At 67.8% G+C, this 21,717-nt stretch carries 22 protein-coding genes; 12 read left to right on the forward strand and 10 right to left on the reverse strand.

What is annotated here, in order from left to right; all coding sequences use genetic code 11:
• Nucleotides 1–154: 154 nt before the first annotated feature.
• Nucleotides 155–1,591 carry an NAD(P)H-quinone dehydrogenase gene (locus tag E3O19_RS03260; RefSeq protein WP_134565206.1) on the forward strand — a complete coding sequence of 479 codons (1,437 nt, stop codon included), beginning with the start codon at nucleotides 155–157 and terminating at the stop codon, nucleotides 1,589–1,591.
• 85 nt (nucleotides 1,592–1,676) lie between these two features.
• Here E3O19_RS03260 and E3O19_RS03265 read toward each other — a convergent pair whose 3' ends face one another.
• Both E3O19_RS03265 and E3O19_RS03270 read right to left on the reverse strand, forming a co-directional pair.
• Nucleotides 1,677–3,452 (reverse strand): acetyl/propionyl/methylcrotonyl-CoA carboxylase subunit alpha, encoded by a 1,776-nt coding sequence (locus E3O19_RS03265; protein WP_134565207.1) that lies wholly within the window; start codon nucleotides 3,450–3,452, stop codon nucleotides 1,677–1,679.
• 110 nt (nucleotides 3,453–3,562) lie between these two features.
• Nucleotides 3,563–4,219, reverse strand: coding sequence for a Maf family protein (locus tag E3O19_RS03270; protein ID WP_134565209.1), 657 nt, complete (start codon nucleotides 4,217–4,219; stop codon nucleotides 3,563–3,565).
• A gap of 44 nt (nucleotides 4,220–4,263) precedes the next feature.
• On the opposite strand from E3O19_RS03270, the gene E3O19_RS03275 reads away from it, so the two are divergent.
• The 4 genes from E3O19_RS03275 (at nucleotide 4,264) to E3O19_RS03290 (ending at nucleotide 8,723) form a co-directional block, all read left to right on the forward strand.
• The gene (locus E3O19_RS03275) at nucleotides 4,264–5,577 is read left to right on the forward strand and encodes a class I SAM-dependent RNA methyltransferase (RefSeq protein WP_134565211.1); all 1,314 of its coding nucleotides are present in this window, start codon (nucleotides 4,264–4,266) and stop codon (nucleotides 5,575–5,577) included.
• Nucleotides 5,578–5,669: 92 nt separating this feature from the next.
• Nucleotides 5,670–6,350: a response regulator transcription factor gene (locus tag E3O19_RS03280; RefSeq protein ID WP_174776888.1), complete on the forward strand. Its 681-nt coding sequence runs from the start codon at nucleotides 5,670–5,672 to the stop codon at nucleotides 6,348–6,350.
• A complete protein-coding gene (locus E3O19_RS03285; RefSeq protein ID WP_134565213.1) occupies nucleotides 6,337–7,683 on the forward strand; it encodes a sensor histidine kinase in 1,347 nt (448 codons plus the stop codon). The genes E3O19_RS03280 and E3O19_RS03285 overlap by 14 nt, the downstream gene beginning before the upstream one ends.
• Nucleotides 7,680–8,723 carry a hypothetical protein gene (locus E3O19_RS03290; RefSeq protein ID WP_134565215.1) on the forward strand — a complete coding sequence of 348 codons (1,044 nt, stop codon included), beginning with the start codon at nucleotides 7,680–7,682 and terminating at the stop codon, nucleotides 8,721–8,723. Before E3O19_RS03285 ends, E3O19_RS03290 begins: the two co-directional genes overlap by 4 nt.
• 293 nt (nucleotides 8,724–9,016) lie before the next feature.
• On the opposite strand, the gene E3O19_RS03295 is transcribed toward E3O19_RS03290, so the two are convergent.
• A complete protein-coding gene (locus E3O19_RS03295; protein WP_134565217.1) occupies nucleotides 9,017–9,256 on the reverse strand; it encodes a hypothetical protein in 240 nt (79 codons plus the stop codon).
• Nucleotides 9,257–9,264: 8 nt separating this feature from the next.
• Nucleotides 9,265–10,869 carry an acyl-CoA carboxylase subunit beta gene (locus tag E3O19_RS03300; RefSeq protein WP_134565218.1) on the reverse strand — a complete coding sequence of 535 codons (1,605 nt, stop codon included), beginning with the start codon at nucleotides 10,867–10,869 and terminating at the stop codon, nucleotides 9,265–9,267.
• 190 nt (nucleotides 10,870–11,059) lie between these two features.
• Here E3O19_RS03300 and E3O19_RS03305 point away from each other — a divergent pair, with 190 nt between their 5' ends.
• Nucleotides 11,060–11,902, forward strand: coding sequence for a biotin--[acetyl-CoA-carboxylase] ligase (locus tag E3O19_RS03305; RefSeq protein ID WP_134565220.1), 843 nt, complete (start codon nucleotides 11,060–11,062; stop codon nucleotides 11,900–11,902).
• A gap of 6 nt (nucleotides 11,903–11,908) precedes the next feature.
• Nucleotides 11,909–12,466 carry a PH domain-containing protein gene (locus E3O19_RS03310; protein WP_134565222.1) on the forward strand — a complete coding sequence of 186 codons (558 nt, stop codon included), beginning with the start codon at nucleotides 11,909–11,911 and terminating at the stop codon, nucleotides 12,464–12,466.
• Here E3O19_RS03310 and E3O19_RS03315 read toward each other — a convergent pair.
• Nucleotides 12,425–12,952, reverse strand: a complete 528-nt coding sequence (locus E3O19_RS03315; RefSeq protein ID WP_134565224.1) for a GtrA family protein — start codon at nucleotides 12,950–12,952, stop codon at nucleotides 12,425–12,427. The two genes, E3O19_RS03310 and E3O19_RS03315, sit on opposite strands and share 42 nt — an antisense overlap.
• Before the next feature lie 123 nt (nucleotides 12,953–13,075).
• Between E3O19_RS03315 and E3O19_RS03320 the strand changes: the two genes are divergently transcribed.
• From E3O19_RS03320 to E3O19_RS03330, 3 genes are all read left to right on the forward strand, one after another.
• Nucleotides 13,076–14,212 carry a 5-(carboxyamino)imidazole ribonucleotide synthase gene (locus tag E3O19_RS03320; RefSeq protein WP_134565225.1) on the forward strand — a complete coding sequence of 379 codons (1,137 nt, stop codon included), beginning with the start codon at nucleotides 13,076–13,078 and terminating at the stop codon, nucleotides 14,210–14,212.
• A gap of 86 nt (nucleotides 14,213–14,298) precedes the next feature.
• On the forward strand, nucleotides 14,299–14,766 hold the full coding sequence (purE, locus tag E3O19_RS03325) for a 5-(carboxyamino)imidazole ribonucleotide mutase (protein WP_134565338.1): 468 nt from the start codon (nucleotides 14,299–14,301) through the stop codon (nucleotides 14,764–14,766).
• 50 nt (nucleotides 14,767–14,816) lie between these two features.
• Nucleotides 14,817–16,124 (forward strand): LCP family glycopolymer transferase, encoded by a 1,308-nt coding sequence (locus tag E3O19_RS03330; RefSeq protein WP_241981162.1) that lies wholly within the window; start codon nucleotides 14,817–14,819, stop codon nucleotides 16,122–16,124.
• A gap of 33 nt (nucleotides 16,125–16,157) precedes the next feature.
• Here E3O19_RS03330 and E3O19_RS03335 read toward each other — a convergent pair whose 3' ends face one another.
• The 5 genes from E3O19_RS03335 to rfbB all read right to left on the reverse strand — a co-directional run bounded on the left by E3O19_RS03335 (nucleotide 16,158) and on the right by rfbB (nucleotide 19,902).
• On the reverse strand, nucleotides 16,158–17,303 hold the full coding sequence (locus tag E3O19_RS03335) for a glycosyltransferase family 4 protein (RefSeq protein WP_134565229.1): 1,146 nt from the start codon (nucleotides 17,301–17,303) through the stop codon (nucleotides 16,158–16,160).
• On the reverse strand, nucleotides 17,300–18,151 hold the full coding sequence (gene rfbD / locus E3O19_RS03340; protein WP_134565231.1) for a dTDP-4-dehydrorhamnose reductase: 852 nt from the start codon (nucleotides 18,149–18,151) through the stop codon (nucleotides 17,300–17,302). Before rfbD ends, E3O19_RS03335 begins: the two co-directional genes overlap by 4 nt.
• Before the next feature lie 36 nt (nucleotides 18,152–18,187).
• Nucleotides 18,188–18,589 (reverse strand): type II toxin-antitoxin system VapC family toxin, encoded by a 402-nt coding sequence (locus E3O19_RS03345; protein WP_174776886.1) that lies wholly within the window; start codon nucleotides 18,587–18,589, stop codon nucleotides 18,188–18,190.
• On the reverse strand, nucleotides 18,586–18,843 hold the full coding sequence (locus E3O19_RS03350) for a type II toxin-antitoxin system Phd/YefM family antitoxin (protein ID WP_134565233.1): 258 nt from the start codon (nucleotides 18,841–18,843) through the stop codon (nucleotides 18,586–18,588). Before E3O19_RS03350 ends, E3O19_RS03345 begins: the two co-directional genes overlap by 4 nt.
• 72 nt (nucleotides 18,844–18,915) lie before the next feature.
• On the reverse strand, nucleotides 18,916–19,902 hold the full coding sequence (gene rfbB, locus E3O19_RS03355; RefSeq protein WP_134565235.1) for a dTDP-glucose 4,6-dehydratase: 987 nt from the start codon (nucleotides 19,900–19,902) through the stop codon (nucleotides 18,916–18,918).
• A gap of 176 nt (nucleotides 19,903–20,078) precedes the next feature.
• Here rfbB and E3O19_RS03360 point away from each other — a divergent pair, with 176 nt between their 5' ends.
• Complete coding sequence (locus tag E3O19_RS03360; protein ID WP_166804440.1) at nucleotides 20,079–21,056, forward strand: class I SAM-dependent methyltransferase; 978 nt, start codon at nucleotides 20,079–20,081, stop codon at nucleotides 21,054–21,056.
• 50 nt (nucleotides 21,057–21,106) lie between these two features.
• Entirely contained in the window at nucleotides 21,107–21,715 is a 609-nt protein-coding gene (locus E3O19_RS03365) for a dTDP-4-dehydrorhamnose 3,5-epimerase family protein (RefSeq protein WP_134565239.1), read from the forward strand.
• Nucleotides 21,716–21,717: the final 2 nt, after the last annotated feature.

Here is a 21,717-nt window from a genome sequence, read left to right on the forward strand (position 1 = left end):
TGGGGCCGATTTCGCTCTTCAGCGCACGCATCGGGCCGGCGTCCGAGTTTCGGGCCGGAATGTCGGCGAATTCGTGTTGCGGGGCGGACGACCGGGTTGGCGCGGGCCCAGGACGCGGTTTGGCAGCGGCGCCCGGGCGCGGGAGAATGAGAGAATGGCATACGATTTTGAACGAAAGCATCGCATCGCTATCCTCGGCGGAGGTCCCGGCGGTTATGAAGCGGCGCTGGCCGGCGCCCAGCAGGGTGCCGAGGTCACCCTCGTCGAGCGTGTCGGCGTCGGCGGCTCCGCCGTGATCACGGATGTCGTCCCCTCCAAGTCCCTCATCGCCACGGCCGAGGCCACCAATTCGATCGGCGACGCCACCGACCTGGGCGTGCAGTTGTTTGTGCGCGGCGACACGGGCAGGCCTGCCCGCCCCGAGGTGGCCATCAACCTGGCCGCCGTGAACAAGCGGCTGCTCGCCCTCGCCCGGCAGCAGTCCGAGGACATGAAGGCAACCCTGATGCGCGCCGGCGTGCATCTCGTCAGCGGACACGGCCGCCTCGACGGCACGAGCGGGGTCATCGTCTCCACCGCCGAGGACGGCTCCGGCACCGACTTCGACCGGATCGACGCCGACACGATCGTCGTCTCCGTCGGGGCGACCCCGCGCATCCTGCCCACCGCGGTCCCCGACGGCGAGCGCATCCTCAGCTGGACGGAGCTCTACAACCTGCGGGCCGTGCCGGAACACCTCATCGTGGTCGGCTCCGGTGTGACCGGCGCCGAGTTCGCCTCCGCCTACCGCGCCCTGGGCGCGAAGGTCACCCTGATCTCCAGCCGCGACCAGGTGCTTCCCGGCGAGGACGCCGACGCGGCGGCCGTGATCGAGAACGTGTTCAAGCGCAACGGGATGGTCGTGCTGAACAAGTCGCGCGCCTCGTCCGTCGTGCGCACGGACACCGGCGTGCTGGCCACCCTGGCCGACGGCCGAACCGTCGAGGGCAGCCACTGCCTGATCGCGGTCGGCTCGGTGCCGAACACCGCGGGGATCGGCCTCGAGGAGGCCGGCGTGCAACTCTCCGAATCCGGCCACATCCGGGTGAACCGGGTGGCGCGCACCTCCGTCCCGAACATCTACGCGGCCGGCGACTGCACGACCGAGCTGCCGCTGGCATCCGTCGCCTCGATGATGGGCCGCACCGCGGTCTTCCACGCGATGGGCGACGCGGTCAACCCGATCGAGATCCGCAACGTCGCGGCGAACATCTTCACCCAGCCGGAGATCGCCACGGTCGGCTGGACCCAGAAGCAGATCGAGGACGGCCTCACCCGCGGGAGCATCTACAAGCTGCCGCTCTCGTCGAACCCGCGGGCAAAGATGATGGGCATCAAGGACGGCTTCGTGAAGCTGTTCGCGACCACCACCACCGGCACCGTCATCGGCGGAGTGATCGTGGCGCCCAAGGCAAGCGAGCTCATCTTCCCACTTGCCCTCGCCGTCGAGCACCGGCTCACGGTCGACGAGGTGGCCCGCGCATTCCCGGTCTACCCGTCGCTGACGGGTTCGATCACGGATGCCGCCCGCGCCATGCACATCGTGCTCTAGCAGTCGCCGCGTACCTCCGGCGCAACCGCGTTCAGTTGCGGGAGAAGCACCCTCGTTTTCGCGGTTGAGGTGTTTTTTCCGTTATTCAGGCGGGGTGGTCGGTGACGGCCATCAGCAGGGAGCCGGAGGCGACCGTGGTGCCGACGAGCGCGTCGATGCTGCCGACCACTCCGTCCTTGTGGGCGGTGAGTGGTTGTTCCATCTTCATCGCCTCGAGCACGAGCAGCAGGTCACCCTTGACGACGACATCACCCTCGGCGACGGCCAGCTTGACCACGGTCGCCTGCATCGGCGCGTGCACGGCGTCACCGGTCGCGGTGCTCACGGCGTGGGCCCCGCTCCGCCGGCGCGGGGCCGGCCCCGCCGTGTTCTCGGACGCCGAGCCGGGGAGCAGACGCACGGGCAGGCTGACCTCGATCCGGCGGCCCTCGACCTCGACCACGACGTTGTGCCGTTTCGCCGGGCCGGTGGTCTCCTCGAGCGAACCGTTCCAGGGGTCGATGTCGTTGTCGAACTCGGTCTCGATCCAGCGGGTATAGATGGAGAAGGGCTCGCCGTTCAGCGGGGCGAACGCAGGGTCGCGCACGATCCGGCGATGGAAGGGGAGCACGGTGGGCAGCCCGGCAACTTCGAACTCGTCGAGGGCGCGGCGGGAGCGTTCGAGGGCCTCCTCGCGGGTGGCGCCGGTGATGATGAGTTTCGCGAGCAGGGAGTCGAACGAGCCGGAGATCACGTCGCCGGCCTGCACGCCGCTGTCGACGCGCACGCCGGGGCCGCCCGCGGGCTTGAACACGTGCACCGGGCCGGGTGCGGGCATGAAGCCACGGCCGGCATCCTCGCCGTTGATCCGGAACTCGAAGGAGTGGCCGGTGGGTACGGGGTCTGGGTAGTCCAGGGTTCCGCCCTCGGCGAGGCGGAACTGCTCGCGGACGAGGTCGATTCCGGTCACTTCCTCCGATACGGGGTGCTCGACCTGAAGCCGCGTGTTCACCTCGAGAAAGGAGACGGTGCCGTCCTGGCCGATCAGGAACTCGCAGGTTCCGGCGCCGACATAGCCGACCTCGGCGAGGATGGCCTTGGAGGCGCGATACATCTCGGTCTGCTGGGCGTCGGTCAGGAACGGTGCCGGCGCTTCCTCGACCAGCTTCTGGTGCCGGCGCTGGAGCGAGCAGTCGCGGGTGGAGATGACGACGACGTTGCCGTGGGCATCGGCGAGGCACTGGGTTTCCACATGGCGGGGCTTGTCCAGGTACTTCTCGACGAAGCACTCGCCGCGGCCGAACGCAGCGACGGCCTCTCGGGTGGCCGACTCGAAGAGTTCGGGCACCTCTTCACGGGTGCGGGCGACCTTGAGGCCGCGCCCGCCACCGCCGAAGGCGGCCTTGATCGCGACGGGCAGGCCGTGCAGGTCGACGAACTCGAGCACCTCGGCGGCGTCGACAACCGGGTTCAGGGTGCCGGGCGCCATCGGGGCGTTGACCTTCTCCGCGACATGGCGGGCGGAGACCTTGTCGCCGAGCTTGTCGATCGCCTCCGGTGACGGGCCGATCCAGATCAGCCCCGCGTTGATCACCGCCCGGGCGAAGTCGGCGTTCTCCGCGAGGAAACCGTAGCCGGGGTGCACGGCGTCGGCGCCGGACCGCCTGGCCACGGAGAGGATCTTCTCGATGACGAGATAGGTGTCCGCGCTGGTGGTGCCGTCGAGGCCGTAGGCCTCGTCGGCAAGGTGCGCGTGCACCGAATCACGATCCTGATCGGCGTAGACGGCAACCGAGAGAATGCCGCTGTCTTTCGCGGCTCGGATAACCCGGACGGCGATCTCGCCCCGGTTGGCGATGAGGACCTTCGTTATTCGCGACACAGTGCCCTAGCTTATGGTGCCCGCGCCACGGTCTTTTGGTTCTGTTCCACAAAAAGAACAGGGAGAAAGGTGCGGATGCCTACAATCCGGTCCGTGACAGGGGCACCGAGTCAGCTCGCCGGGCCGCGATTCCACAGGCTCGGCCAGGAATGGCCCAGCCGGGAGACGAGCCGGCGCAGGGTCGGCAGGGAGAGACCGACCACCGTGGACGGGTCACCGTCGATGTGCGTGATGAACGGCGCGCCGAGGCTGTCGATGGTGAACGCACCGGCGACGAACAGCGGTTCGCCGGTGGCGATGTACGCGTCGAGCTCCTCGTCGCCGATGTCATCGGCGAAGGTGACGTCAGCGACGGCGACGGCACCGACCGCCCGGCCGGGCAGCCCGTTCGAGTGCTCGATCAGCCAGTGGCCCGAATAGAGCTGCCCGGTGCGTCCGCGCTGCAGCTGCCAGCGCTGCCTGGCCTTCTCAGGGGTGTGCGGCTTGCCGTAGATGACCTCGTCGATCACGAACACCGAATCGCCGCCGAGAATGAGCCCGTCGCCGCCCGGCCCGGTCCGGCACAGGGCGGCCGAGACCGCCTCCGCCTTGGCGCGGGCGAGCAACTCGACCACCCGGTGCGGGGTGAGGGGCGCACCCTCCCGGTGAGCTGCCTCAGCGGCGACGGCATCCTCGTCGACGTCGGGGGCGATCGTGATCGGTTCGATCCCCGAGGAGCGCAGCAGCGCCAGGCGGGCCGGCGAGGTGGAGGCCAGATAGAGGCGCATGGTTCCTTCGTGCGACGGTAGAAGCGATGTGGGATGCTCGTGGGATGGGCACCAGCAATGAAAACCAGTCGATTCCGGGCGAGCAGTCCGTCGCAGTCGGCAGCGAACTCGAACTCGACGTCACCAACGTAGCCCATGGCGGTATCTTCGTCGCGCGGCACGAGGGCCGCGTGGTCTTCGTCAGCGACACCCTCCCGGGTGAGCGGGTGCGCGCCCGGCTGACCTCGGCCAGCCACAAGAGCTTCTGGCGTGCCGAGACCGTCGAAGTCCTGGACGCCGCCCCGGAGCGCCAGCCGCACATCTGGGCGTCCGCCGCCCTCGAGCGCGACCCGGACGATCGCGCCGGTGGCGCCGAGTTCGGGCACATCGAACTGGGACACCAGCGCGAACTGAAGCGACAGGTCCTCGCCGACGCCCTCAAACGCATGGCGGGGGTCGAGACGGATGTCACGGTCGAGCCGGTCCCGGTCGGCCCCAACGCTTCCCCGGGCGACGCCGCCGACGGCACCGGGTGGCGCACCCGGGTGCGCCTGCACATCGCCGAGGACGGCTCGGTCGGCCCGTACGCGGCCAGGAGCCACCGCGTCATCCCGGTCGGGGATCTGCCTCTCGCCGACCGACTGCTGGAGGCGGCCGCGCCGCTGGACCAGCTCTTCCGCGGGGCCGCATCCGTCGACGTCGTCGCGCCGAGCCTCGGCACCGTGCAAGTTCTCGTCGCCGAGCAGGACGCACAGGGCCGACGCCGACCCACGCCCCGCAACCTGATCCGCGAGGTCGTCGGCGAACGCGAGTTCAGACTCGATGCCGCCGGTTTCTGGCAGGTGCACGCGCGCGCGGCGGAGACCCTGTATAGCACGGTCCAGGACACCATCGACGCGGACTCGTTCGACCCGAAGGCCGCGAACCTCGACCTCTATGGCGGCGTCGGATTGCTCGCCGCGGCCGTCGGCGACCGATTCGGCAGCTCGGTGCGGATCACGTCGGTCGAGAGCGACGCCCAGGCCACCGATTTCGCCGCCGAGAACCTTGCTGAGTGGGTCGGCGCGAGCGTGCAGACGTCCAGGGTCGACCGGTTCCTGGCCGGCCTCGTGCGCGACTCGAGCGCCGCCGACCGGTCCAGGCAGCAGGCGGCCACGGTGGTGCTCGATCCGCCGCGCGCCGGGGCGGGCAAGGAAGTCATCGACCAGCTCGGCGCCCTCGGACCGCGCCAGATCGTCTACGTGGCGTGCGACCCGGTTGCGCTCGCGCGGGACATCGCCCTGCTTGCCGGGCACGGCTACGAACTCCGCGGGCTGCGGGCGTTCGACCTGTTCCCGAATACCCACCATGTCGAAGCCGTCGCGCTGCTCACCAGGTAGCTATCGTTGACCTGTACGACAAAGTGAGGACGTAGAAGCCCGTGACAGACCCGATTGCACCGCTGGAATCACCTGCCGGCCAGGACGCCGGCGTGCGCACGACCCTCGACCATCCGGTGCGGGTGGGCATCGCCGATGACCATGAGTCGGTCCGACTCGGCATCCAGGCCGCGTGTGAGAACGCCGGTTACGACGTGGTCTTCGCGGCTGCCACGGTGCAGGCGCTCGTGGACGGCATCGCAGGCCGGGCCGTCGACGTCATCGTGCTCGACCTGTCGCTCGGCGACGGCTCACTCGTCACGGACAACGTTCACAACGCCCAGAGCACCGGTGCCTCGGTGCTCGTGCACAGCATTGCCGACCGGGTCGCCCTGGTCAGGGAAGCACTCGCCGCCGGAGCCGCCGGAGTGATCCCGAAGTCCTCGCCGACGACGACCGTGATGGCGGCCGTCGCATCCGTCGCCCGTGGCGACGTGCTCAACAACCTCGAATGGGCGACTGCGATCGACGCCGACCGCGACTTCGCCAAGGCCCAGCTGGGCCGCCGGGAGCGGGACGTACTCCATCTCTACGCGTCTGGGCTGCCGCTCAAGATGGTCGCGATGCAGCTCGGCATCGCGCATTCCACCGCGCGGGAGTACCTCGACCGGATCCGGGTGAAGTACGTCGAGGTGGGCCGACCGGCGCCCACGAAGGTAGATCTGTTGCGCCGTGCGGTCGAAGACGGCATCCTTCCTGGGTTGGACCAGGACGGCGGGGATGGCCGCGGCTAAGTCCGCGGCCGCGCCTCCGCTCCGGTTTCCCCGGGCGGAACGCGGCAACCCGGACAAGAACGGGAGCGGCGGCACCGAGCCCCTGGGCCTCGATTCCGACCTCATCGCCGGACCCAAACAACCCCGCAATCCGATCAGCCGCACCCGGATCGAAACCGTCGTCTCCCGGTCCGTCGCCGGGGTCGGCGTGATCTTCTCGCTGCAGGCGCTTCCGATCATGCTCGCCCAGGTGCACCTGCGACTGCCGATCATGGCCATCGCCATGCCGCTTGCCCTGGCCGTGGGCATCGGTGCCGTCGTGATCGCGGCAGTCGCCAAGGTGGGCGTGCGCGCGACCACCGGCACGGTGGCCCTGGTCTACCTGGCCGCCCTCGTCAGCTGGCCGTTCCTGATGGTCGACCCCTCGGCCGTGCTCGACGGCAAACCGTGGCTGTGGTACATGTGCACCGTCGCAACCTCCTGTGCGGCCGTGGCGTTCCCGCTGGTCTGGGCCGTCATCTACACCTTCCTCGCCCCGATCGCCTACGGCATCGTGCGCACGCAGCCGTCCGGCGGCGGCGCAGACGTGCTCCTCGGCTCGCTCGACACCGCCTACGCGACCATCCTCGGCCAGGTCATCCTGATCATCATCTTCACGCTGCGCCAGACGGCGGCGGCGGTAGACGCCGCCCAGACCAATGCGCTGCACCAGTACGCGACGGCCGTCAGGCAGCACGCCACGGAGGTCGAGCGAGTGCAGGTCGACTCGATCGTGCACGACAGCGTCCTCGCCACCTTCCTCGCGGCCGCGGCGGCCGGCAGCCCCAAGGCGGCCCAGCTGGCCTCCGGGATGGCTTCCGACGCGCTCACCCGTCTCAACGATGCGGCCATGGTCCCTGCCGGGGACGACAGCCTGGTGCCGTTAAACGCCCTCACCGTGCGCATCCGCGAGGCCGCCGACAAGTTCACCGCGCCATTCACCTTCGTCGAATGTGAGATGGACACGCTCAGCCTGCCGGTGCACGCGAGCGACGCACTGTTTGCGGCGAGCGTGCAGGCCATGGTCAACAGCGTCCAGCACGCCGGCGATGGCATCGTCGAACCAAGCCGCACTCTCAGCATGCGGGCGAACGCCCAGGGCGGTTGCACCATCGAGATCGCGGATACCGGAGTCGGCTTCGACCCGGAGCAGGTGCCGAGCGAACGGCTGGGCCTGCGGATCTCGATCCAGGAACGGGTCGCCAGTGCGGGCGGTTCGGCGCGGATCTACTCCGAGATCGGCCGGGGGACCACGATCACCATCGAGTGGCCGGCCGACGAGTGGCCGGCCGACAACGCGGAGGTGCCCGTGTGATCACCGTGCCCCGCGGCCTCGTGCTCGCCCTCGCCGCCCTGTTCTCCACCTACCACGTGGTGCTCGGCTTCTACTCGCTCAACCAGCCGCGCACGCCCGGCCCGGCCATCCTCGCGATCGCCGCGTACATCGTGGCGACGGTGTTCAGCCTGTGGCCCACCAGCCCGATGCGGATGCCGCTCTGGCTTGCCTTCTTCAACGTCGCCGTCTGCGTGGCCCTGCCCCTGCTTGTCGGCAGCCAGCTCGACGGTTCGGTCTTCAACGATTACGCCACCTGGGATGTCGCCGCCGTCGGCACGCTGATGACGATCACGGCCACGCGGCGCCGACCGGCGCTCGCCTGGATCGGAACCGCGGCCCTGATCGTGCACACCATCGTCTGGGCCGGCCCGGCCGCCCTCGGCTCGATGGGCGTGATCGGCAGCGCCGTCTGGGTGGCCATCGCGGTCATCCTCGCCCGCGCCCTCGCCAAGGCCGGGCGGGACGCCAGACAGTACGCTCTGGCCGAACGCGAGGCCACCGACTGGCAGGCGGCCCAGGAGGCACACCTCTACGAGCGTCAGGTCCGGCTGGCGCAGACGATCCGCCTGGCGGCGCCCATGCTGCGCCGGATCATCGTCCGGGGCGGTGTGCTCAACGTCGAGGAGCGGCAGGAATGCCGTTACCTCGAGGCGGCGGTGCGGGACGAGATCCGCGGGCGCAAGCTGCTCAACGAGGCGGTTCGTGAGCAGGTCATGGCGGCCAGACGGCGTGGGGCGATCGTGACCCTGCTCGACGAAGGCGGCATCGACGACCTCCGCGGCCCGGAACTGGAAACCGTGCTCAACACGCTCGCGGCCGCGATCGGCACCACCACCGCTGACTCGATCATCGCGCGAACGGCCGGGGATGGTTCGGCGACGGCGGTGACCGTGGTCGGCCTCAGCAGCGCCGACGCCCGGCTCAGCGCGCTCGGTCAGGAATCCCCGGAGCCCGAGGTCGACCTGTGGCTCGAGATCCCGCGCAGTCCGGTGCCGGCCGACGCTCCGGCGGCCCGCTGACGGGTTCGCCTCGGTGATAGAGCTTGTCGCGGTGATTGAGCTTGTCGAAATCAGGCCACCCGGACATGCGGAAGGGGACCAACCGTGAGGCTGGTCCCCTTCCGACTTTCGTGCCAGGGCGACAACCCGAATGTCACCCTGACTCGCCGCCAAAATTCGCCTGCTTACCCTAGTCGACGAATTTTGGTGGTGCAACTCTGTGAGCGACACCTAGCAATTTCTATACTCATCGACCCGGTTCGATTAGAAAAGTCGGCATTTAGGGGGACCGGCCTTACGGGGGGTCTTCCCGGTCAGGCCGAGAAACCCCGCCACTCGCCCTGTCCGGCGTGCACGGCCGACCGGATGGCCCGCTGGCTGACCTGCCAGGCGCTCTGGCTGCCCTCAGGAGCCCGGCGCAGGTTGTCCGTCTCCTCGCGCAGCAGACCGCGGAGCACGGCCGATACGGCGGCCGCCTCGGTGGGGGTGACGCCCCGGGTGAGGAACAGGAGTTCCTCGGCCGGGTCTGGGGTGGGTGTCGTGGTCTTGGTCATGGCGCCGCCTACAGCGGGATGTTCCCGTGCTTCTTGGGCGGCAGGCTGGCGCGCTTGGTGCGCAGCGCGCGCAGGGCCTTCGTGATGGCAACCCTGGTCGTCGCCGGCTCGATGATGCCGTCCAGCTCGCCGCGCTCGGCCGCGAGGAACGGGCTGGCGACGTTGTAGGTGTATTCGTTGGCCAGCCGGGTGCGCACGGCCGCGACATCCTCATCGGCGGCCTCCGCCTTCTTGATCTCGGCCCGGTAGAGGATGTTCACGGCGCCCTGGCCGCCCATCACGGCGATCTCGGCGGTCGGCCAGGCGAGGTTGATGTCCGCGCCGAGCTGCTTGGAGCCCATCACGATGTAGGCGCCGCCGTAGGCCTTCCGCAGGATGACCGTGACCAGCGGGACGGTCGCCTCGGCGTAGGCGTAGAGCAGCTTGGCGCCGCGGCGGATGATGCCGGTCCACTCCTGGTCGGTGCCCGGCAGGAAGCCGGGCACGTCGACCAGCGTGAGGATCGGGATCGAGAACGCGTCGCAGAAGCGCACGAACCGGGCGGCCTTCTCGCCGGCCGGGATGTTGAGCGTGCCGGCCATGGCGCTGGGCTGGTTGGCGACGATGCCGATCGAACGCCCCTCGACCCGGGCGAAACCGACGACGATGTTCGGGGCGAACAGCGGCTGCGTCTCCAGGAAGTCGCCGTGATCGACGATGTACTCGATCACTGTCTTGACGTCGTAGGGCTGGTTGGGAGAGTCGGGGATGATCGTGTTCAGCTTCAGGTCGGCATCCGTCGTCTCCAGCTCGATATCGCTGTCGAAGACGGGCAGTTCGGCCAGGTTGTTGTCCGGCAGGAAGCTCAGCAGGGTGCGGGCGTAGTCGAGCGCGTCGGGTTCGTCGCTGGCCAGATAGTGCGCCACCCCGGAGACCGTGTTGTGGGTGAGCGCGCCGCCGAGTTCCTCCATGCCGACGTCTTCGCCGGTGACGGTTTTGATCACGTCGGGGCCGGTGACGAACATCTGGCTGGTCTTGTCGACCATGATCACGAAGTCGGTCAGGGCGGGGGAGTACACGGCGCCGCCGGCCGCCGGGCCGCAGATGATCGAGATCTGGGGGATGACGCCGGACGCGGCCGTGTTGCGGCGGAAGATCTCGCCGTACTTGCCGAGGGCCACGACGCCCTCCTGGATGCGGGCCCCGCCGGAGTCGAGGATGCCGATGATCGGCACGCCGGTCTTCAGGGCGAGGTCCATCACCTTGATGATCTTCTCGCCGGCAACCTCGCCGAGCGAACCGCCGAAGATGGTGAAGTCCTGCGAGTAGACGCAGACCTGGCGCCCGTGGATGGTGCCGGTTCCGGTGACGACGGCGTCGCCGTACGGCCGTTTCTTCTCCATGCCGAAGGCGTGCGTGCGGTGCCGTACGAATTCGTCGAGTTCGACGAACGAGCCCTGGTCGAGCAGCAGGTCGATTCGTTCCCGGGCCGTCATCTTGCCCTTGGCGTGCTGTTTTTCGATCGCCGCCTCTCCGCTGGCGGTCACGGCTTCGTGATAACGCACCTTGAGGTCGGCGAGCTTTCCAGCCGTCGTGTACAGGTCGGGGCCCGCGAGGGGCGAGTTCTCAGTCACCGGTTCACTCTACCGGCCAACGGTTGTCCTCGACCGTTGACGAATCTGTACAAAGATGGGCCGGTTAGCTGGTTGGTTCCGCCCTCTTCCACTGGCATAACTCCTGCAAATCGGCCCCAAACCCGCCGAAATAGTCAATTCCGGCCGGATTCGGGAGAATTGCAGGAGTTATGCACGGGAAGAGGTTCGCATGGAGTTTCCGCTCAGCCGGGTCACCGGGGCACGGTTCGAGTATCTGGCCCAGGCCGGCTCGACCAACGATGTGCTCGTCGCCCACGCGACAGGGGCGGATGCCGCGGCCTGGCCCGACCTGTCGGTGGTCGTCACCGACAACCAGACCCGGGGACGCGGCCGATTGGGGCGCACCTGGCTCGCCCCCACCGGCAAGTCGCTGGCCATCTCCGTGCTGCTCCGCCCGGTGCACGACGGGGCCCCGCTCCCGGTCGACCACTTCGGTTGGTTCCCGCTGCTCGCCGGCACCGCGATGACCCGCGCCGTGCGCGAGGTGGTCGATGCGAGCGTGCCGGTCGCCGCGCCCGATCCCGACGACGGGAGCCCGGTGCACGAGGTCACCCTGAAATGGCCCAACGACGTGCTGATCGACGGCTACAAGGTGTCCGGCATCCTGTCCGAACTGCTGCCCGACGCCAGGGGGCTCGTCATCGGTACCGGCCTGAACGTGTCCCTCGACGAGCACGACCTGCCCACGCTCACATCCACCTCCCTGATGCTGGTCACCGGGTCGGCTCCCGACCCCGACGCCGTGCTCGCGCGGTACCTGACCGAGCTATGGGCTCTCACCGAGGCGTTCGTGACCGCGGGAGGTGACCCGGTGCGGAGCGGACTGCTCGCGGCCGTGCGGGAGGTTTGCGGAACGCTGGGTTCCCGGGTGCGCGTGCAACTGCCCGGCGGGGACGACCTGGTTGGAACCGCCATCGACCTCGATCGGGACGGCCGCCTCATCGTCGAGAACCAGGCAAACGGAGAGCTGCAGGCTGTCGCCGCCGGCGATGTGACCCACCTGAGGTATTAATGGGGTATGACGAAAGCAGCGGTGAACGGCCAGGACGAGGCGCCGAACTCGATCGAGCGCGTCGTCGCCGGGCTCCGGCCGCATGCCAGGGTCCTGTTCTGGCCGACCGTCGTGCTCGTCACGGTCTTCGGTGCCACCGGCTATTTCTACGGGTCGATGCCCGAGCCGTGGCAGAACACGGCCCTCGCCGCCGGTGCCGTCGCCGTTGTCGTCCTGCTCTGGCTGTTGCCGCTGGCAACCTGGCTGAACCGGCGCTACACGATCACCACTCGACGGATCATCTTCCGCCGGGGATTCTTCGTGCGCACCCGTCAGGAACTGCTGCACAGCCGCGGTTACGACGTGACCGTGCGCAAAACCTGGCTGCAGTCGCTCAGCGGGTCAGGCGACGTGCTCATCAACGCCGGTCTGGAGCATCCGCTCGTGCTCGCGGATGTGCCGAACGCCGACCTGGTCCAGCAGGTGTTGCATGACCTGATGGAGCAGTCTCAGACCCTGATCGGGTCGAGGCGGCAAGTGCAGTCAGCGCTCGCTGACCAGGCGCCCGTGTGGCACGGTCGCTAGGCTGCCGGTGACGGGTGCGGGCACCGGGCTGCGGCGATGCGGGGCGAAGACCCAGTACCGGTAGAGCACGAACCGGAAGATCGCGCCGAGCAGCAGACCGATCACGTTCGAGGAGATGTTGTCGGCGACGACGCTGGTGTGGCCGAGAATGTAATGGCTGAGCCAGAGGCAGGCCAGCCCGATGCCCATGCCGACCAGGCTGACGGCGAAGAACTCGATCCCCTCGCGCAGGGTCTGCTCCTGCCGGTTCTTGCCGAAGGTCCAATACCGGTTGCCGACCCAGTTGGCGAAGATGGCCAGGATGGTGGAGACAACCTTGGCGTAGATCGGCCCGGCATGCACGAGCTGCGGGTCGAACACCGTGGTGCGGAGCAGATTGAAAACGGTCACATCGACGGCGAAGCCGACGAGTCCGACCGCGCCGAACTTGCCGACCTGGACCATGAAGGCCATCAGTCGTGCTGGATTCGTCGTTGTTGTCGGCATACGTCCGTCCGCTCGATGGGTGAGGATAGAAGGGCAGGATTAGAAGTCTACGGCGCAGCCCAGCCCCCAGCCTGAGAGAAGCCGTATCGAAGAATGAACGCTCGCACAGGAATTGGTGAACAGATGAATACGACTGTCGGCGTTATCGGCGGCGGCCAGCTGGCCAGGATGATGATTCCGGCAGCGGTCAATCTCGGCATCGACATCCGGGTGCTGGCCGAGAACGAGGGGATGTCTGCCGGGCTGGCCGCGTTCGCGGTCGGCGACTACCGCGACCGAGAGGTCGTCCTCGCCTTCGCCGAGACCGTCGACGTGGTCACCTTCGACCACGAACACGTTCCGCAGGAGATCCTCCGCGAACTCGTTGCCCGGGGCGTCGCCGTGCACCCTGGACCCGACGCGCTCGCCTACGCGCAGGACAAGCTGCTGATGCGGGAACGCCTGACCGAGCTGGGACTGCCGGTGCCGGACTGGGCACGGGTGGAGAACTCCGCCGAACTGGGCGTCTTCCTCGCCGGGCACGGTGGCCGCGCGGTCGTCAAGACCGCCCGCGGCGGCTACGACGGCAAGGGCGTGCGGCTCGTCTCGCACGAGCACGGCGCCGACGACTGGTTCCCCGCCCTCGCCGAAGACGGCAATGACGGCGCGCTGCTGGTGGAAGAACTCGTCGATTTCCGGCGGGAGCTGGCCCAGCAGATTGCCAGGCGCCCCTCCGGTGAGATCGCGGTGTGGCCCGTCGTTGAGACCGTGCAGAAAGATGGGGTGTGTGCGGAGGTGATCGCGCCCGCGCCCCTGTCCGCCGGTCGGCTCGCCGAGCGGGCCGCCGACATCGCCGTCAAGGTGGCCGACGGTATCGGCGTGACCGGGATGCTCGCCGTCGAGCTCTTCGAGACGACGGACGGGCGGCTCCTGATCAACGAACTGGCGATGCGCCCGCACAACAGCGGCCACTGGTCGATCGAGGGGTCGACGACGAGCCAGTTCGAGCAGCACCTTCGCGCGGTGCTCGACCTGCCGCTCGGTGCGACCACGACCAGGGACCCGTGGTCGGTGATGGTGAACATCATCGGCGGACCGGTGGGAGGGACACTGTTCGAGCGGTATCCCGCGGCCCTCGCGGAGCATCCGTCGGCGAAGGTGCACAACTACGGCAAGGATCCGCGGCCCGGCCGGAAGGTCGGCCACGTGACCGTCGGAGGGTCCGATCTGGACGAAGTCGTGTACGAGGCGCGAGCCACTGCGGCGGTTTTTCAGGACTGAGCCATAAGATCGACTCCGTGCCAGAGAACTCCCTACCCCAGCCCGCCCCGTCGGAGATCTCCGTGACCCCGCTTGTCGGCGTGGTCATGGGCTCCGATTCCGACTGGCCGGTGATGAGCGACGCCGCGCAGCTGCTGCGCGACTTCGGGGTGCCCTGCGAGGTGCAAGTGGTCTCCGCTCACCGCACGCCGGAGAAGATGATCGCCTACGGCAAGAGCGCGCACGAGCGGGGGCTGCGGGTGATCATCGCCGGAGCCGGCGGTGCGGCGCATCTGCCTGGCATGCTGGCCGCCGTGACCACCCTTCCCGTCGTCGGTGTGCCGGTTCCCCTCGGCAGGCTCGACGGCCTTGACTCCCTCCTGTCGATCGTGCAGATGCCGGCCGGAGTCCCCGTCGCTACCGTGTCGATCGGCGGCGCGCGCAACGCGGGCCTGATCGCCGTGAAGATCCTGGCAACCCACGATGACTCCCTCCGGGTGAAACTCGAGGACTACGCCGAGATGCTCGCCGCGCAGGTCGAGAAGAAGAATTCGGACCTCCAAGCCAAACTATGACGAGTGCAAGCAGCCCGATCCGGCACCCGAATGTCGGCTCAGAACGGATCATGACCACGCGGGCCTGGTGGCTCGTCCTGCTCAATTTCGTGCTGCCCGGCTCGGTGCAGGTGCTGGCCGGCAGCCGCCGCCTCGGACGGTTCGGCCTCCGGGCCACGTTCACCCTCCTCTTCCTCGCCGTCGCCGCCGGCGTGGTCTACCTGCTCTGGCCCGAGGTGATCCTCACCGCGCTGACGAACACAATCGGGCTGTGGGCCGCCGCCGCGCTCCTCGTTTTCTACGCCGTGGTCTGGTCCATCCTCACCATGGACACGCTGCGCCTCGTTCGCCTGGTCAAGGCGGGCCCGAAGGCCCGGCCGCTGATCGCCGCGTTCGCGACCGTGCTCATGGTCGGCGTCGTCGGCACCGCCGGCTACGGCGCCTACGTCGCCACCACCGCCAGCGACTTCCTCTCCTCCGTCTTCATCGCCGGGCCGACCGAACCCCCGGTCAACGGCCGGTACAACATCATGCTGCTCGGCGGCGACGCCGGCCCCGACCGCGCTGGGCTGCGGCCTGACAGCATCTCGGTGGTCAGCATCGATGCCGCGAGCGGCCAGGCCAGCATGATCGGGCTGCCCCGCAACCTCGTGGACGTCCCGTTCTCCCCCGGGCCACTTGCCGATCTGTACCCGAAGGGGTACGGCGCCATCGACGGCTGCGAGGTCGACGCCTGCATGCTCAACTCCATCTACACCGAGGTCGAGCTGAAGAGTCCGAAGATGTACCCGAAGGCGATCACCGCGGGTAGCGAGCCGGGTATCGAGGGAATGCGGGATGCCGCGCAGGGCGTGACCGGGCTGACCATCCAGTATTACGTCCTGATCGACATGCAGGGCTTCGCCCAGCTGGTGGACGCCCTCGGCGGGGTCGACATCACCGTGGACCACCGGGTGCCCGTGCACACCGACGACACCTTCACCGAGGTGTTGTTCTGGTTCGAGCCCGGCCGGCAGCACATGGACGGCTACCACGCGCTCTGGTACGCCCGCTCCCGCCACGGCACCAGCGACTACGACCGGATGGTGCGCCAGCGGCAAATGCAGGAGGCCATCCTGGCCCAGGCGAGCCCGGCGAACGTGCTCACCAAGTTCCAGGCCGTGGCGAAGGCCGGGTCCCAGGTGGTCAAGACGGACATCCCCCAGGGCATGCTCGGCTACTTCGTGAACCTCGCCTCGAAGTCGAAGGCCCTGCCGATCAAGTCGGTCGAGCTGATCCCGGACAACAACGTCGACCCGGAGAACCCCGACTACGGCGTGATTCGCGACCTGATCGCGACCTCCCTCGCCCCGCCGCCGTCGGCGACCCCGGTGCCGTAGCAGCCCGGTCTCGTCAGGACCGAGCCGCGGCGGCTACAGGTCGGCGTGCAACTGCCAGACCCGCTCCGCGGCGTCGCGCCAGCTGAAGGCCCTGGCCCGGTCGCTGCCGACGATGCTCAGCCGGCTCGCCAGGGCCTGATCGCCCAGGATTCGGTTCAGTGCGGCGCCGAGACGTTCGGGATAGCCGCGAGCATCCTCCCGCTCCACGACCAGTCCGGCCTCTCCGCCGGCCTCGACCAGCGCAGGCGCGTCGGAATGGATCACCGGAGTGCCCAGATGGAAGGCCTGGATGATCGGGAGGGCGAAGCCCTCCTCGAGGCTCGGGAAGACGAGCACTGACGCCCGGGCGATGACCACGGCGAGCTGCTCGTCGGTGAGGCCGATCATCGACCGCACCCGGCCGGGCGCGAGGCCGGCCTCGTCGGCGACCGACGACAGGTCCAGCTCGCCCCACGAATCGGGCCCGACGACGATGAGCGGCAGGTCGGGGGCGGCGGGCAGGCCGAGAGCGGTGATCAGGGCAGTGACGCCCTTGCGGGGCTCCAGGGTGCCCACGGTCACGATGTACTCCGACGGCAGCGCCAGCGCGGCGGCAAGCGCCTCGGTGGCGGACGAGTTCGAGGGTAGGCGGAAACCGCTGCCGACGCCGCCGCCGATGACCCGGATGCGATCGCCGAGGTCTACGATCTCGCCGAGCTGGGTGGCGACCGCGTGGCTGGGCACCACGACAGCGTCGGCGTGCTTGCGGGCGCGCTTGAGCATGGCCTTGGTCCAGGCGACGGTCGTCGGTGTCAGGGCCTCCGGATGTGTCCACGCCAGAACGTCGTGCACGGTCACCGCGATCTGGGTGCCGTCCTCGACGATGCTGTGTTTTCGCAGGGGGGCGAGGAGCGCCGGGGCGTGGATCATCCCGGAGCCGGAGGACCCCGCGAGGCCCAGCTGCCAAGCCGCCGCGAGTTCGCGCCGGGGGAGCGTCGTCTTGTGCAGGCTCGCCAGTCCGGGCAGTGCAGCTTCGAGCTCGGCGTAGTGCTCGGCCGAGCTCGCCGAAACGATACCCTCAACCTCGCAGTTCGCCGGCGCAGTTGCGATGAGTGCCCGGGTCAGTTCCTCGGTGTAACGCCCGACCCCTCCGGGGACGGGTGCGACCATCTGGTCGACGATTACCCGCAGTGTGGTCATTTCTCCTCGAAGATCCCCTGGGCCGTGGCGTCGGCGAGGGCCTCGCGCCAGTCCCGCATCGGCGCGAGCCCGGCGGACCGCCAGGTGTCGTGCCCGAGCACGGAATACGCCGGGCGCGGGGCCGGCCGAACGAACAGCGAGCTGTCGGTGGGCGTAACCCGGGCCGGATCGAGGCCCGCGCCGGCGAACACCGCCTGGGCGAAACCGAACCAACTGGTCACGCCCGAGTTGGTACCGTGGTAAATACCGGCGGGCGCCTTCGAGTCGAGCAGCGCCACGATCTGCTTGGCCAGGTCAGCGGTCCAGGTGGGCTGGCCCACCTGGTCGTCGACGACGCTGAGAGTGTCCCGCGCCGCGGCGAGCTTCAGCATGGTCTTCGGGAAATTCGGTCCGTGCTCGCCGTAGAGCCACGCGGTGCGCACGATATAGCTGCCGGTCGGGTGCGTGGAGAGCACGAAGGCCTCCCCGGCCGCCTTGGTGCGGCCGTAGGCCGAGAGAGGGTCGATCGGGGTGTCCTCGCCGTAGGGCTCGGTCGCATTCCCGTCGAACACATAGTCAGTGGAGATCTGCACCAGTCTGGCGCCGGTTGCGGCGGCGGCCAGCGCCAGATTGTGCGGGCCGGTCGCGTTGATCGCGTAGGCGGCGTCCTCGTTGGTCTCGGCGTCGTCGACCTTCGTGTACGCGGCCGCGTTGATGATCGCGTCGTAGCCATCGACGGCTTCGAGCACGGCGCTCAGGTCGGTGATGTCCAGATCGGCGTGACCGAGCGCGGTCACGTCGCGGCCGGCCAGGGCGACCTGCAGGTCGCGGCCCAGCATCCCGGCCGCTCCGGTGATCAGATACTTCATGTGTTCCCCTAAATCGGTACTGCTAAACGGATGCTGCTAAACGGTGACAATTTCCGGCCCACCCAAGTCTGCCAGGACGGCAAAATCCGCGTCCTGGGTGAACACGGGCAAGTGGTGTGCGAGGGCGGTCGCGGCGATCCACAATTCGTTCACGTTTATCCGTCTCCCATTCTCGCGAAGTTTCTGTCGCAGCCGCGCCCAGTGTGCCGCGACTTCGCCATCCACGTTCAGCACCTGGGCAACAGAGACGGTTTCAAGTGTCAAGAGCCGCGACGCGCGCGAGTCGGCGTCGGTAGCCGCGTGAACGCCCGCGAGGAGTTCACCGAGGGTGACGGCGCTGACGAACTGTTCGATCGGAAGTATTTCAATGCTGCGGAGGCGGTTCGTCTCCAGCCCGACGAACACGCTGGTGTCGATCAGGCCGCGGGTAGCGGTCACGTGATGGGACCCAGGTCGTCGGTCGTCTCGTCGGGCTCTTCGTGTTCGCAGTACTCCGCGATGGGATCTCCGGGCCGCCGCACGAGCCTGAGCATGTCTTCTCGTGTCAGGAATGGCTTCTTCGGTGTCACGATAGGGGTGAGCGTCGCCACCGGCACGCCGTTGGAGGTGATCGTCACCTCTTCACCATTTCGGGCACGCTCGATGATCTCCGCGGTGTGATTGCGGAGGTCGCGAATCGGAACAAAACTCATGGCACCAGTGTAGCCGCGTGTAGCACGCTGTAGGCGAGAGGGACCAACCTGCCCGGCCCGCCCAATCACGGTCTAGCCGAGCTCTGCACGGGCCTTGAGCGGCTCCCACCAGGCGCGGTTCTCGCGGTACCACTGCACCACATCCGCGAGGCCCTGCTCGAAGGGCACCAGGGGGGCGTAGCCGAGCTCGGCCTGGATCTTGGAAATGTCAACCGAGTAGCGCAGGTCGTGGCCGAGCCGGTCGGCGACCCGGTCGACGTAAGACCAGTCCTTGCCGGTCGAGTCGAGCAGCAGCTGGGTCAGCTCCAGGTTGGTCAGTTCGGTGCCGCCGCCGATGTTGTAGATCTCGCCGGCGCGGCCGCCGACCAGCACCATCGCGATGGCGCGGGTGTGGTCGTCCACATGCAGCCAGTCACGGATGTTGTTGCCCTCGCCGTAGAGGGGAACGTGCTTGTCGTCGATCAGGTTCGTGACGAACAGCGGGATCACCTTCTCCGGGAAGTGGTACGGTCCATAGTTGTTCGAGCAGCGGGTGATCGAGATGTTCAGGCCGTGCGTTCGGTGGTAGCTGCGGGCGAGCAGGTCGCTGCCGGCTTTCGACGCCGAGTACGGCGAGTTGGGCTCAAGCGCGCGCTCTTCATCCCACGAGCCCTCGGCGATGGAGCCGTAGACCTCGTCGGTGGACACGTGCACGAAACGCGCGAGATTGTGGCGCAGCGCCGCGTCCAGCAGCTGCTGGGTGCCGAGCACGTTCGTCTCGACGAAGATCGAGGCGTCGCGCACCGAGCGGTCCACGTGGGACTCCGCGGCGAAGTGCACGACGGCGTCGAGCGAGGGGAAGAGCGTGTCGAGCAGTGCGGCGTCGCGGATGTCCCCGTGCACGAACGAGTAGCGGGGGCTCTCTGCAATGGGTGCCAGGTTTTCGAGGTTTCCCGAGTAGGTGAGCGCGTCGAGAACGACGACCTCGGCGCCCTCGAGACCGGGGTAGGCGTCTTCGAGGGTGCGTCGAACAAAGTTGGAGCCGATGAACCCGGCGCCGCCGGTGACAAGAATCTTCATATGGAGGTTACCCATTCCGTTCGCTGAAAGTGCCCCCGCGAGTCTACCGGGAAGCGCTTGGGAAGCGGCCGACCGCGGCAGGCTCAGCCTGCACGCGTCGCCTTTCAGAATTCAGAAGGAGTGGACTGATAACCTCGAACTGAGAAATGGCCAGCGGGGCGCAGGAGGACTCAAACATGAACGAATTCCGGTCTGGCCTCGATTCTCTGGACGGCACGCTCCGACCGTCCGAATCCTGGATCAGCGACTCCTCGTACTGGATTCCGCGCCACTTCGTTGAGTCAGCCTGGCTAGAGCATGCGCCGTTCGCCTTTTGGTTGGTCGACGCGATCCGACCGGCCGTCATTGCCGAGCTCGGCACGCACAACGGCTTCTCTTATTTTGTTTTCTGCGAATCGATCTCCCGCTTGGGCCTCCAGACCCGGGCCTTCGCGCTTGACAGCTGGGAAGGCGATGATCAGGCGGGGTTCTATGGCTCCGAAGTGTACGACAGTGTGCGCACCATCAATGAAGCCGACTACTCAGCCTTCTCGACGCTGTTGCGTGGCTACTTCGACGACAACCTTGCCTCGATTCCGGACGGATCCATCGACCTCCTCCATATCGACGGTCGCCACGGATACGACGATGTTCGCCACGACTTCGAGGCCTGGCGCCCAAAGCTCTCTGACTCTGGTGTGGTGATCTTTCACGACATCGCAGAACACCAAGAGGGCTTCGGAGTGTGGCAGTTGTGGCACGAACTCGCCGCGGAGTACCCGTCGTTCGCCTTCGATCACGGTCACGGCCTTGGAGTACTGGCGGTGGGCAGTAACGTCCCACCACACCTGCGTGCCTTCCTCAGCACAGGTGCCGAAAACGCCTCTCAGATCAAGGAGTTTTATCTGGCGCGCGGCCGAGCTGTCGCCGAGTTGTCTCGCGCGAGCGTCCAGGCTGCAGAAGTACCCGCATTGCAGGCAGAGGTTTCCGCATTGCGGGATGAACTCCAGAATGCTGGGCTGCGAGTCGAGGAAAATGAACGGGAGATCGCACTTCACGACATCGAAAGGTTGGGGCTTGTGGACCAGGTCAACAGCCTTCACAACAGCATCAGTTGGAGGCTTACCCGTCCGCTACGGTTCGCGAGTGATGTGGTTCACCGTCGCCGTGGCTGATCCACTCTCGCTTGCGATTCGTCTGGAACCCCGTTGGTAGACTGCCCAACGTGAAGATTCGCGAACTCTCCATCCCTGATTCCTACGAAATCACTCCGACGCAGTTCGGTGACGATCGTGGGGTTTTCCTCGAGTGGTACCGCTTCGACCACCTCGAAGAGAAGATCGGGCACCGCCTCGACATCGCACAGGCCAACACGTCGGTGTCCAGGAGCGGCTCCGTGCGCGGCATCCATTTCGCCGACATCCCGCCCAGCCAGGCCAAGTACGTCATGGTGGCCCACGGTGCGGTCCTCGACTACGTCATCGATATCCGGGTCGGCTCGCCGACCTTCGGCCAGTGGGACAGCGTGCTGCTCGACGACACTGACCGGCGCGCGGTCTACATCGCCGAGGGCCTCGGTCACTGCTTCGTGGCGCTCACCGATAACGCCACTGTCAGCTATCTGGTCACCGCGCCCTTCAACCCGGGCCGTGAGCACGGCATCAATCCGCTCGACGCCGACATCGGCCTCGTCTTCCCGCCCGAGGCCGGCGAGTTGCTGTTGTCGCCCAAGGACACGGATGCGCCGGGCCTTGCCGAAGCCGCCGCGAGCGGGCTGCTGCCCACCTGGGCCGATGCCCGGGCGTTCTACAACTCCCTGAACAAAGGAATGTAACA

The sequence above is a fragment of the Cryobacterium algoritolerans genome, assembly GCF_004402785.1.
In the GTDB taxonomy this organism is placed as follows: Bacteria; Actinomycetota; Actinomycetes; order Actinomycetales; family Microbacteriaceae; genus Cryobacterium; species Cryobacterium algoritolerans.